This window comes from Prevotella sp. C561, from assembly GCF_000224595.1.
Classification (GTDB): Bacteria; Bacteroidota; Bacteroidia; order Bacteroidales; family Bacteroidaceae; genus Prevotella; species Prevotella jejuni.
This window is the reverse complement of record NZ_JH114143.1, coordinates 17,704-30,066: the sequence shown is the minus strand read 5'-3', so window position 1 is coordinate 30,066 and position 12,363 is coordinate 17,704. Positions and strand designations below refer to the sequence as shown.

The window sequence follows — 12,363 nt, the reverse complement described above, 5'->3', positions numbered from 1 at the left end:
TTGCAAAATAACCTGCATCATCTTATTTTAACACCCAAGCTGTTAGCCGCAGCCACCATCGTCCTATCTCTACACAAACCGTGTTTTATCTTCAACGATACGGAAAGTACGTTCCTCTGGGAGTGGTTCTATCACATACACCACACCTGCTCGGAAATTAAAACTCATCTCTTTTTTATAAAGTTCGTTACTCATATTGCGCTTTGAAAGAATACGCTCCTCATAGAATACGAACTCCACTCGGTGTCTTCCTGCGGTCAGGAAGCTACCATCAAACCATGAGAAACTTACGCCACGACCAGAATTAATATCATCAATCTTGCTTATTGTCACCATCATGTTCTTAGCACCTTCATTCCATGAGGGGAAGAACAATCGGCAATGTTGGGGATTACGACGGAGCCAAGCACTTTTCTCTATACGAAAAATAGCAACTATCGCCACGCTCACCAGAACTATCATCAAAACAGGTAGATAGACAAACAACCCCCTTTCATAGAGTAAATCAAATCCAATACCAGAAAAGGCTAAACCCACGAATATGCCGAAGAATGCTATTATAGATAGGAAGTACCAAACAAGACCGCCTTTAGAAAAGGTCTTAATACTGGGTGCCGAATGAAAAAAAGAGTAACGATAGAATAGTTTATTAAGCCCATAAATAAAGCCGTATGCTCCTAAAATAATAATGATAGATACAATAAATGATTTCATCTTATATTTTTCTTTATTTAATTAGTTTCTATTTTTGATTGGACAAGGGGATTGGGGTGAGGGATGAGGGGTGTTAAATGTTGGGTGATGAGGGATAGATAATGAGAGTGATAGGGGTTGAATAGTGGGCGACATGCGGTGATTCTGACCATAAATCTTACTATGCAAACAGCTGATAAACATCTGCTCTCGAATTATTTTCATGAAAAGAAATATTTCTTCTCACGTAAATAAATATTTTTTTTCACGTAAATAAATATTTTTCTTCATGAAAATAATTCGCAATGACAGGATGGAACACTATCGTACGAGGACAGAAACGGACTGACGACCCAGCTCTGCTGACTGACAGAGAAGCATCTTGTCGACCTATGCAGAGAAGGTAGAACCTCCTAACTGATGACGTTATGCAACTCATTCACAAAGTCTTTCAGCCCCACAAAATACTCACCAAAGACATCCCGCCACCTGTTTCGGTTCAATGGGTACTCCATGAAGTCACTCATTTTTAGGTCACCATTCTCGCTGAGATAGTTCAGTATCTCTTTCAGATACTGTTCTTGCTCACCTGTCAGGTTGCCGTCTTTGATAAAGCGGGTATAGAGGGCTAACGCTTTCTGGCGGTCTACACCTTGAATGACACGGATAAACGCAGCCACATTATGGTTATATTTCTTTCCATTCGTAGCCTCATCAAACTCCGTGCGTGTACCTAATTCTTCCCAGAAGATACGTTGCAACTCATTGACATCAGCTGTCGTCAGCTGCTCAAAGTTCTGTATCTTCCTTAGCACTTCATTGTCTGTATGCTTCGCCAGATAGTCTATCACACGGTCGTGATAGGTGGCTTTCAGCGTGACAGGAGCAGCCACAGCATCCGAACTGATTGCATCTTCGATATTGATAACAAATCTTCTCTCGTCCCTACTCTCAGCTAACACATGCACCAACTCACGTAGTTCCTTCCTCACTCGTTCAAGACTATTCAGCGTACAATGGTCCCAGAAGGCGGCAGTCTGCACCTCCTTAATCGTTTCCATCCGCTCCCTCACAGCTGGGATCGTGGCTTTCTTCTCTAAGAGTTGCGCTATCTTAATCACACTCGCACGACTGTTATCAGCCTTCACCGTACTGTCTAACTGCTCTAACTGCAGATAGAGCATCAGCACATCGAACTTCTTTGCAGCCTCATTCTCCTTCGGACGCGGCAATAAGTGGGCTATTCCCTTCAGTTCGGCAACGTCTAATTCACTCAGACAAACCCACGCCTCCCGCTCACGATAGGGCTCTATCGTCTGCAGATGTGCTCTGACATCAATGCGAGCCCTACTGAGTTGGCTCACCTGTGCATGTAGGATTTCCTTCAACTCGTCATGTAGTCGACGGTCGTCTTCCTTCTCTTGATGTTCTGCCGACTGTAGTGCAGCAGCGATATCGAGCCTCAACGCAAAGAGTCGTTCGGTCAACGACTTCACAGCGACAGGGTTTGCGCCATCACTATGTACTGAGAAATACTCAAAGTTGCCACACCAATCGAAGATATAGAACTCTTTCTTGTCAGCATCACCAAACACCTTCGGACAAAGACGAGTACCACGTCCTATCATCTGCATAAACTTTATCTTCGAACGAACACACTTAAAGAAGACGAGGTTCAGCACCGATGGCACGTCAACACCCGTGTCAAGCATGTCAACACTGACCGCTATCTGTGGGTTCTTATCCATCTGTTCGAAGTCAAGTATAAGACTATGTGCCTTGTTGACATAGTTATCAATCAGCTGACAGTAGTCGGGTTCCTTCTCAGGATAGAGCGTACGGAAACGTTCGACGATGAGTTCTGCATGAGGATGGTTCATGGCAAAGATGATAGTCTTGCCTATCTCCTCCCCACTCTTCACCTTTAGTCCCTTTTCCATCAACTCCATCAATACCTTGTCAACGGTATCTATGTTGAAAAGATACTTGAAAATCTCTTGCGGAAGGATGTCACGATGATACTCGTCGTCGGGTCCTAAACCTGCTAAAGACTTCTCATAGTCCATTAATCTTTCGGCTTCTTCACGGTCCTCCTTCGACATTTCGTCCCATTTTGCACCACGTTCCATTATCTTAGAGTGATACTGAAGTGTCTTATAAGGACAGAGATAGCCATCTCTAACAGCCTCATCAATATCATAACTGTAGTTAGGCATACCGTTATCCAACTGTAGGAGGTCGTAGGTGTTACGGTCTATCTCGTCACGTGGCGTGGCTGTCAGACCGATGAGCAACGAGTCGAAATAGTTGAAGATAGCACCATATCGGCCAAAGACACTTCGGTGGGCTTCGTCGATGATGATGAGGTCGAAGCGGCCAACACTAAAGGCCTTGTCTTCTCTGTCGAGATAGTTTATCATCGTTTGATAGGTAGAGAAGAGGATGCGTGCCTGCATATCAGGTGCCTTCTCTTCGCTCAACACCGACATAGAAACACTCGGCAGCAAGGCTTCATAGTTTTTATGTGCCTGACCGACTAAGGCTGTGCGGTCTGCAAGGAATAGCACTGTCTTCACCCAATCATTGCGCATAAGGATGTCGCAGAGCGAGATACTCACACGTGTCTTACCTGTTCCTGTTGCTAAGACGAGTAGTCCTCGACGGTGCTTGGCATTAAACCACTCCACAATACGCTTGATAGCGGTCTGCTGATAAGGGCGGTCAGTGATTTCTTCCTTTATCGTCACGTCCTTTATCTCCGCCCTACCCCGCTTCTGTATCAGTCTTTCGAGGTCGTCCATAGAGTGGAAGGAGACCACGTCACGGTCTGGATAACCCATTCCGTCAATGACCTTTGTCGTGAAGCCATTGGTGTAATAGATGACAGGGCGCACACCATATCGCTTCTCTAAGCAGTCTGCATAGAGTGTTGCTTGGTGCCGTCCTTCTGTTATGGCACGGCTGGTGGCCTTCGCTTCGATGACAGCCAAGGGCTTACCCCCACGACTAAAGAGGACATAGTCGGCATAGCCTTTCCCCGAGGCAGTGGGCATCCCGTCCACTTCCACCTCTATACAAGCCTTTCCGCCCAGCACCTTTCCCTTCTCGTCTAAGAGTTCCCAACCTGCTTCCATGAGCATATAATCAATGAGATACCTCCTTGTCACGGCCTCACTGGCAAGACTCTCACGAGGTAGCACCACTGGTTTTGGGTCATCGAGCGACTCTTTCCGTACGCTATTGACCACCTCCATCTCCACCTTCGGTTCTGGACTCTTGACGAGGGCGACTGGGGCAGACGGTGAAGAGATGAGTGTTGCGTCGAAAGGAGGTATCTCCTTAACAGCATCCCAACGCCCCATAAAACCCGCTACGACATTATAGAGTGCACGAAGACAGCGGAAAGCCTTCACCCGATTGACGGGTTCTGCTCCGTCATGGCTGGCCGCATTGCCTATTTTCTTTACTAAGTAAATATCTTCTCGAAACTTATAATCACGATTGACAAAGGCGTCTGTCGCTGGAAGGCGTAACATATCGTTGAGTGTCGCACGTGCATCAACGGTAACACCAGCCATCTTCAACATGTTCTTCATCAGCCATTCAAGGGCCTTACGAGCGTTATTGGCAGACGCATCAGGGTAGATTGGTTGTTGCTCCTCAGCCAACCTGCAGTAGTTATGTAGGTGCTTAAAGGTCGGTATCTTGTCTGCTAACAATAGTATATAATCAAAGTTTTTAGCCATATCGTCTTTCTTTGTCTTTATGTTTCAAGTATTTTGATTGCTTATTTAGTCAAACCAGTATTGCATTCGTGCAGCAAGAAGGGTCTCTAAGTCGGTAATTGTCTTTTGAATAGCTGCTTTCTGCTGCTCTATCTGTTCTATCTTATGCGCAAAAGATTGCTGGAGAGGAAGCGGAGGGAGAATAACTCCGAACTTTGCAATTACCTTTCTATCGCCTCGTGGCATCTTTGCACCTTTCGTATAGGTATTATCATATTCAAAAAAAGAGTCCGAAGATAATACTTTAAATAGGAAGACTGGTGTAATTTTCCTATTGCTTATTCGTATAATAACTACATCACCACTTGCACCTCCACTCTTATCTGCAAGCCATATCTTCTTTAAGTAGGGTCTTATATTACCTAATAATATATCATTTTCTTTATATGCAATAGCACTATTTGCTTTAGGTAAACTATTTGAGAATCGAACGCCGCCCCTGTCTTTTATAAGGTTTTCAACGCCAACATATTGACTTGGGCTTAATTGATTTATAGCAATTCGTTCATTAGGATACATAGATAATTCACTTAATGATATCACTTCCCACCCCTTCTCATTCACCACAGGGTCTCCAAACATCTCATAGAAGATGCTTTGTGCAAGTGTGTCATAGTCTTTAAGTTGCTCTTTCTTTATCTGTATCAGCTTGTTTATCTTATCAAGTTCGGAGACAATGGATAGCTGGGTAGCTAACACTGGCACTGGTATCCTTATTTTTTTGAAATCTGAAATTGCAAAACTGGATTGATTTACAGCATCCTTACGGATACGCATAATATCCAATTTAAAAGATACACTCTGAGTATAATAACAAAGAAACGCAGAATTAATGAGAGACCTATTATGTTTTAATCTCAACAGATTCATTCCATGAATGATATTCTCTCCTTGCTTTCCTTCATAAACAACAGTTCTACCTATATAAGTCTTACTGTTTATATGTGATACGAGTAAATCCCCAGACTCTAAAATATAATCTTTATACTGCTCAAGATCAACAACATCTGCATAACCCAACCTGTCTCTATTAAAGACTCCACCTGATAGAGTTTCAATCCTTGTTATTGGATAACCTCCTGCTCCTTTTGTTTGTTTTATATTAGCACCATTCTTAATATAAGAGAAACATTCTCCTATTTTCTTTAATTCCCATTCCTTTCTCATACGCACACCTCCTTTTGCAGCATGAAACAAGCTTGATTCCGTTCAAACCACTGTATAGCAATCCCCTTGCCTACCCTCTCGCAGCCAAAAGCATATACCCTTGTAAAAGTTAGTTGATTATTCATTCACTCCCTCCTCCAACATTTCAGTGAGTTCGTTATAGCCACTTAGATAAGCTGTTTCATTAGCTTTCAGACGAGAAAGGATGTCGCTGACAGGTTCGTAGCTTACTTTCTCACGTTCTACCTCCTTATACTTATTGATAGAGAGGTCGTAATCATTCGCCTGAATCTCGTCTACTGACACCATAAAACTTTGTTCTCTACGACTGCGACCTGCCTCATCAGCAAGATGATGAAAGCGGTTGACAACATCAGGGATGTCATTCTCGGCTATTGGCGAACGCTTGTCGTCGAGCGAAAAACCGTCTGCCTGCATATCATAGAACCATACCTTATCCGTTCCGCCACTGTTCGTCTTCGTGAAGACAAGTACTGCCGTGCTAACACCAGCGTAGGGTTTGAAGACACCACTCGGCATAGAGACGACTGCCACTAACTGCTGATTGTCGACCAGTTCCTTACGCATAGCGATGTGTGCCTTGGACGTTCCGAAGAGAACACCGTCTGGAACGATGCTCGCACAACGACCGCCCACCTCTAACGAACGCACAAACTGGGCAAGAAAGAGTAGCTCCGTCTTCTTCGTGTCAGCGTAGGCAAGTAACTTCTTGTTTACGTTTCCCTTGTCAAGACTGCCCGCAAAGGGTGGGTTGGCAAGAATGAGTGTGTAGCAAGACTCGTCATTGTTCTGTTCAGAAAGCGAGTCACGACGTGCCAACTCGGGTGCTGTGATGTCATGCAAGAGGAGGTTCATCGCTCCGATACGCAGCATCGTTGGGTCGGTATCGTAGCCATTGACAAGCGAAGACTTGATATGCTTCACCGATTCAGCCGTATAGAGTGCCCGCTCGTGATGCTCCTTGATATACTTCACTGCCTCCACCAAGAAGCCAGCACTACCCATCGCAGGGTCGCAGATAAAATCGTTAGGCGTTGGCTGCATCATATCCACAATCATACGGATGATGTGGCGAGGCGTACGGAACTGTCCGTTCGTTCCCGAAGCAGCCATCTTACCGAGGATATACTCATAGACATCGCCCATCGCATCACGGTTGTTCATGTCGAGTGCATCGACCCCATCGACCACCTTCGTCAGTGTACGAGCATCAGAGATAAGGAAGGTAGCCGACTGCATATACCTGCTGTAGGCACTCTCCTCACCTGTTCCGATTGTCTTGATAAACTCAAAGACATTCTGACGAACCATCTGGAACATGTTTTCAGGACCCGTATGGCGGAATACTGACCAGCGCATACTCTCGTAGGGCACCTCCTGTTCGGTAGTAGGATTCAACCAGTTCTGCCCAACAAGGAAGGTAGGATTCTTTACTTCAGTATCAAAGTCGCGTGCCATATCTTCCTCTTGTAGCTGCTTGTCGTCAAGCATCTTCATAAAGAAGATATAGGTCATTTGCTCTAAAACAGTAATAGGATTGGTGATACCAGAGACGTGGAAGGTGTCCCATATCTGGTCAATCTTGGTTTTTATCTCGCCAGTTATCATCGTTATCAGTTTACGGATTATAGATTGTGCTTGCCCTCTACCAAGCAAGACGACTACAAATGTACAAATTATTTTCCAATTCTTTCACTTTGATTTGAACTTCTTTGGGGTTTAACAAAGCAACTTTATGAATGGAGCTAAGCCTTCGCACGATATGTGCGGAGCCTCCGCACATGTCGTGTTGATGCTCCGCACATATTGTGTTGAGGGTTTAAATGAAATTCCTCTACCAACTCTTTTACTGCACAGGGTTCTGTGCATAGACCTTCAAGCCGAACTCGTTGGCATAGGCATAAACGTGTTCGAGGATGTCAGCCATGGCATGCTCGTAAGGAATCCAATCTTTCTGACGTAGGAAGAAGTAAAGTTCCATAGGTATACCCGCCTGTGTTGCCTCCAATTGACGTACGAGGAGAGGCATCTTCGCATTAACATCCTCACGCTTGGCAAGGTAATGCTCCATATAACGACGGAAGAGAGCAGTCGTCACAACCTCACCCTTTAGGTCGTCCGCCTTAGCAAGTCCCTTATCAATTAGCTGTTGTTTGAGTCCATCGTCAGCAATACGAATGCTGCGAACATCAAAATAAATCATCTTCTTGACCCTTTGTCCCTCTACATCCTCCAATCCTTTCCAGTTTTGGAACATTCCACTAACTAATGTAAGAGGCGGTACGGTGGTAATCGTATTATCTGATTGACGAATCTTTACAGTTGTGAGTGTGATATCAATAACCGTTCCATCCACGAAGCCGCCAGGCAAGGCAATATGGTCACCAATATGTATCATCTCGTTACTCGTCAGACGGACACCAGCAACAAGACCATCAATCGTGTCCTTAAAGACTAACATAAGAACGGCAGAGGTTGCTCCTAAGCCAGCCAACAACGTCATCGGACTACGATTAATAAGGATTCCAACTACCACAATCACAGCAATAAAGATAGCAAGAATCTTCAATACACCACAGAAAGACTTAAGATAAAGACTTGTCGAGTCACCGGGTTTCGTGTTGAGATAGCGCAGGCGGTCGATAAGTTTCGTCACAAGTCGCGTCGTTGCTATGGTAAGATAGACGGCAGTTATTCGTGTCAAAGCCACCTGTACGACATGGTACTGATAGAAGACAAGCGGCATCAACTGCCATATCACCAAGGCAGGGACAATGTGGCAGGCTGTACGCAGCACTTGATGGTCAAGGACTACATCGTCCCATCGAGCTTGCGTACGTTTTACCAGACGAAGAACAAGGGGAACGAATAAGTATTTACAGATTCGTTCGGCAATGAAAGCCAACAAGATTGCTACTAATGTCAATAAGACATGACGCAATACAGGAACGGTATGACCATGTACACCGACTGACTCAATGATATTCTCGACGAAGATTCGTATCTCTTCAAGGACATCTTCAAGGAGATGATGAGGAAGCTTTGGTATCATAATTTCTTTTCTTTTTAAAGGGTTATTGGGCTTATTAGGCTAATTGGGCTAATAAGGCTAATAAGCCAAATTGGGCTAATAAGCCTTATTGGCACAACGCCACACAGATTTTGTTTTGGAAATTACGCATCGGTCCATTGCTGAGTCCACCATTATTAATAATAGAGAAACAGAGCAGATGACCGTTGGAAGCAGTGAGATAACCCGCAAGTGAGCTGACACCCTTCACCGTACCAGTCTTCGCACGTACGTTGCCAGCTGCCGCCGTACCACGCATACGCCTCTTCAAAGTTCCGTCTACGCCAGCTATCGGCTGTGCTTCAAGATAGGCACCATAGATATCTGAACGCTGATAAGCATAGCGCAAGAGTTTTGTTTCAAGTTCGGCACTTACATAGTTATACAGAGATAAGCCAGAACCATCAGCAACATTATAATCACGAGGATTCAGTCCGATACGGCTGAAGAGTGCGTTCTCATACTGGCGTGCAGACTTCGCACTCGCCCATCGTGTGCCACCACTGGCAGCCAATTGATAGAATACAGACTCGGCATAGAGGTTATCACTCACCTTCATCATACGATGGAGCACCTGCCGAATAGAATGTGTACGTGTCGTTAGCAACTGTGCATTAGCAGGTAGCTGACGTTCGCCAGTAGAGCCATTCACCGTCACACCCATATCTTCTAACTTACGAGAGAAGCGATAGGTAAATTCGTCCTTACCATCAACCAACAAAGGGGAGAGATTAGGATTCTTATCATCCCAACACCAACCCTTACCCAAACGGTCGCGATCCTTAAAAGAGAGATCGGCATAGACACTACCTTCTATCGTCTTGATACCTAAATCACGTACGGCACGTGCCATCTCAGTCACGTCTGATGAGGAGAGCATTGGGTCCATACCACCAACACAATAGAGGTCGCCACGCAATACTTGCGTAGAGTCATCAATCACACCAGTATAATAGAGACGTGTCTTAAAGTCGTAATCAGCACCGAGCTTATCGAGAGTTGCAATGGCTGTAACACACTTCATCGTAGAAGCAGGGCGCAAGTGGAGACGTTCGCGAAACTGGTAGACAGGGACATCGTCCGTCAAGTCCCATACCATAACACTTGTCTGTACCGTCTCTAAGAGCGCACTTCGGAGTATTCCATCCAGTCGGGCTGTGATATTCTCCTTCCAACTAAGATGGCTATCAGTGGTGAAAGCAGGGATAATACTGTCTGTATCTTCCTCTTCCTCGCCACTATCATCAGTATCTAAGGCGGCAACCTTCGGTTGTGTGACGACCACAGCCTTAGGGTGCAGAACGTTAGCAACCTCCGTACTATCCAAATATACCTGTGCCTGTGTAGGCAGACTCAACACGACACCGACGACCAGTGCCGATAAGTATTTCAATCTCATACCTTGTTATCTTTCTTTTCTATTCGTTTTTTCAGTGCTGACAAGAAACTGTCGACATTATCAGGTTGTACGCTGACAACACTACCATCTGTCATCTCTAACAGTGCGTAATAGCCCAGACGAAAGGCAAACGGACGCTTCTCAACCCTCTTCACATCAGAGAGGACAACCCGCTTGGTGCGTCCTATGCGTCCTGTCATCACCAGTAGCGTAGCCTCATCTGTCAACACATATTTAGAGTGAATGGCACGGTCTACTGCTCTGAGCGTCACAATGATAAGTAGAAAGCCTAATAAGACCATCACACAGTTCGTACGATGCCACAGACAGAAGAAGGCACCAAGCCCAAAAACCACGATGGCACCCATGTCATTTACCGTTACTTTATGTTGGAAAGTTCTCATATTACCTGCAAAAGTACAAAAAAAAGCCTTTGCACATCCATCTATTACATAAAAAGATAATGGCAACCAACATGTGGTTGCCATTATTAGGGGGGAAGGTTATTAGCCTAATTGGGGTTATTAGCCTAATAGGGCCAATAGACCTAATAAGCCAAATAGCCTTAAACCAAAGTTGCAATAATATCCTCACGGCTACCTGGCAGCATGTCAATGACAGGAATCTCAGGCATTGTGTAGCATCCAGGAGCAAGGCGCATACTTGCACGTGCCACGTTAACAAGCACCTGTGCAGTAAGAGCAGGGTTATTAATAGACATATCGAAAGAGAAATGCTGGTTGTGAGTCTGACCACTAACACCCTTACGAGTCATGTGAACTCCATGACCAACATCATTCAAAGCAGCCACACTTGGTACGGCAAAGACGTGCAACTCGTCATGAGCAAAGTAATCGTCAGCCTTAAGATCCTTTGTTACATCCTCAAGGTTAGCGCCCTCTTCCAACTCAACATAGACCATACGACGATGGATACCCTCGCCGAGAGGAATCGTCATAGAGAGTGCATCCTTCACTCCCTTCTTACTACGGGCTACCACAGAGTGTCCCATTGAACGGCCAGGACCAAAGTTTGTATAAGAAAGACCTTCTGGTGCAAGACTCTCTAACAAGACACGTACGACAGAGTCTGAGCCTGGGTCCCAACCAGCAGAGATAACACTAACGGTATTGGTGCGCTTGTTGTTCTTCATCTGCTTGGTACGATAGTCGAGGATAGAACCATGAATATCGAAAGAGTCTACTGTATTGATACCCAAAGCAGAAATCTTCTCAGCATATTCTGGGCAGCTACGTGTTGGTGTAGCAAGGATAGCCACGTCAACATCCTTCAGCTTAGTTATATCATCAACAACCTCGTATGGGGTCAGTGCTAATGGTTTGTCCTTGTCGCCCTGACGGCGAACGATACCTGCAATCTCAAAATCCTTTGCTGCTTCAAGTGCCTGAACACTGTAAACACCAATGTTACCATAGCCTACAACGGCTGCTCTTATCTTTCTCATTTTTCTTTACTTTTATAAAGTTTAGCTCTCTTATGTCTTGCAAAAGTAACGTTTTATTTGTAAAAAGTATCGTTTTAGTCACATTTTTAACAATATTATATAGTAAAAAGGATGGTTCTTCCGTTAAATGTGTGGACGCTTTTCGTAGTGCTTTAACGTAAGAGCCAAAGTTACTCATTAAACAAAAGTATAGCTGAGACAGTCAACTATCTATCCTATTTCCATCCTCTTTCATTGAAAATCTTTTCGTTTTAAGACTTTGAAAATCTGCAGACAAGGGTTTGAAAAATCATTACATAATTTCAAAGAAAACACCTATAACTAACGGCAAAAACACACACATGAAGCAGGTTTGCAATCAACAGGATATCAATTAGTTACTAAGTATAAAGTAAAAGGTGCTTAGTTGGACTTCAAAAGGGCGTTAGCAAGGGTCTTAAAGAGCATCTTCTGCAACCCAAAAGGGCGTCTTTTAGAAGCCAAAAGAGCATGTATTCAAAATTATGATGTGAAAAATTATAACAGAATAATAAGTTATTAGCCTAATTAGCCCAATTGGACTAAATAGCCTAATTAGGCTAATAGGAATAAATTGTTTGTAGACGACAGATAGACATCACACCTAATTACATTTATCATATAGTTTACCCCCCCTTATAAAACAATCTTATTGGAGGTAAGCTTACCATAGTATGTGGATTAATCTCACTCTATTAACAATCTACACATTTAACGGAAGAACCAAAAGGATATGAGCCTTGTT

At 44.3% G+C, this 12,363-nt stretch carries 8 protein-coding genes; all 8 read right to left on the bottom strand.

Annotation, left to right across the window (positions count from 1 at the left end):
- Positions 1-69: 69 nt before the first annotated feature.
- On the bottom strand, positions 70-714 hold the full coding sequence (locus HMPREF0666_RS05675) for a hypothetical protein (protein ID WP_009011396.1): 645 nt from the start codon (positions 712-714) through the stop codon (positions 70-72).
- Between the two features lie 392 nt (positions 715-1,106).
- Complete coding sequence (locus HMPREF0666_RS05670; protein ID WP_009011395.1) at positions 1,107-4,439, bottom strand: DEAD/DEAH box helicase family protein; 3,333 nt, start codon at positions 4,437-4,439, stop codon at positions 1,107-1,109.
- Between the two features lie 45 nt (positions 4,440-4,484).
- Positions 4,485-5,645 carry a restriction endonuclease subunit S gene (locus tag HMPREF0666_RS16090; RefSeq protein WP_009011394.1) on the bottom strand — a complete coding sequence of 387 codons (1,161 nt, stop codon included), beginning with the start codon at positions 5,643-5,645 and terminating at the stop codon, positions 4,485-4,487.
- 117 nt (positions 5,646-5,762) lie between these two features.
- Positions 5,763-7,274, bottom strand: a complete 1,512-nt coding sequence (locus tag HMPREF0666_RS05660) for an N-6 DNA methylase (protein ID WP_009011393.1) — start codon at positions 7,272-7,274, stop codon at positions 5,763-5,765.
- A gap of 238 nt (positions 7,275-7,512) precedes the next feature.
- Positions 7,513-8,718, bottom strand: a complete 1,206-nt coding sequence (locus tag HMPREF0666_RS05655) for a mechanosensitive ion channel family protein (protein WP_009011391.1) — start codon at positions 8,716-8,718, stop codon at positions 7,513-7,515.
- A gap of 85 nt (positions 8,719-8,803) precedes the next feature.
- The gene (gene dacB / locus HMPREF0666_RS05650) at positions 8,804-10,135 is read right to left on the bottom strand and encodes a D-alanyl-D-alanine carboxypeptidase/D-alanyl-D-alanine-endopeptidase (protein ID WP_009011390.1); all 1,332 of its coding nucleotides are present in this window, start codon (positions 10,133-10,135) and stop codon (positions 8,804-8,806) included.
- Positions 10,132-10,539 (bottom strand): hypothetical protein, encoded by a 408-nt coding sequence (locus HMPREF0666_RS05645; RefSeq protein ID WP_042856083.1) that lies wholly within the window; start codon positions 10,537-10,539, stop codon positions 10,132-10,134. Before HMPREF0666_RS05645 ends, dacB begins: the two co-directional genes overlap by 4 nt.
- Before the next feature lie 161 nt (positions 10,540-10,700).
- Positions 10,701-11,600, bottom strand: coding sequence for a diaminopimelate dehydrogenase (locus tag HMPREF0666_RS05640; protein ID WP_009011388.1), 900 nt, complete (start codon positions 11,598-11,600; stop codon positions 10,701-10,703).
- Positions 11,601-12,363 lie beyond the last annotated feature (763 nt).

Coding starts and splice junctions, on each gene's coding strand:
- HMPREF0666_RS05655 (WP_009011391.1), bottom strand. CDS start 8,718: ATGATACCAAAGCTTCCTCATCATCTCCTTGAAGATGTCCTTGAAGAG.
- HMPREF0666_RS05675 (WP_009011396.1), bottom strand. CDS start 714: ATGAAATCATTTATTGTATCTATCATTATTATTTTAGGAGCATACGGC.
- HMPREF0666_RS05670 (WP_009011395.1), bottom strand. CDS start 4,439: ATGGCTAAAAACTTTGATTATATACTATTGTTAGCAGACAAGATACCG.
- HMPREF0666_RS05640 (WP_009011388.1), bottom strand. CDS start 11,600: ATGAGAAAGATAAGAGCAGCCGTTGTAGGCTATGGTAACATTGGTGTT.
- HMPREF0666_RS05645 (WP_042856083.1), bottom strand. CDS start 10,539: ATGAGAACTTTCCAACATAAAGTAACGGTAAATGACATGGGTGCCATC.
- dacB (WP_009011390.1), bottom strand. CDS start 10,135: ATGAGATTGAAATACTTATCGGCACTGGTCGTCGGTGTCGTGTTGAGT.
- HMPREF0666_RS16090 (WP_009011394.1), bottom strand. CDS start 5,645: ATGAGAAAGGAATGGGAATTAAAGAAAATAGGAGAATGTTTCTCTTAT.
- HMPREF0666_RS05660 (WP_009011393.1), bottom strand. CDS start 7,274: ATGATAACTGGCGAGATAAAAACCAAGATTGACCAGATATGGGACACC.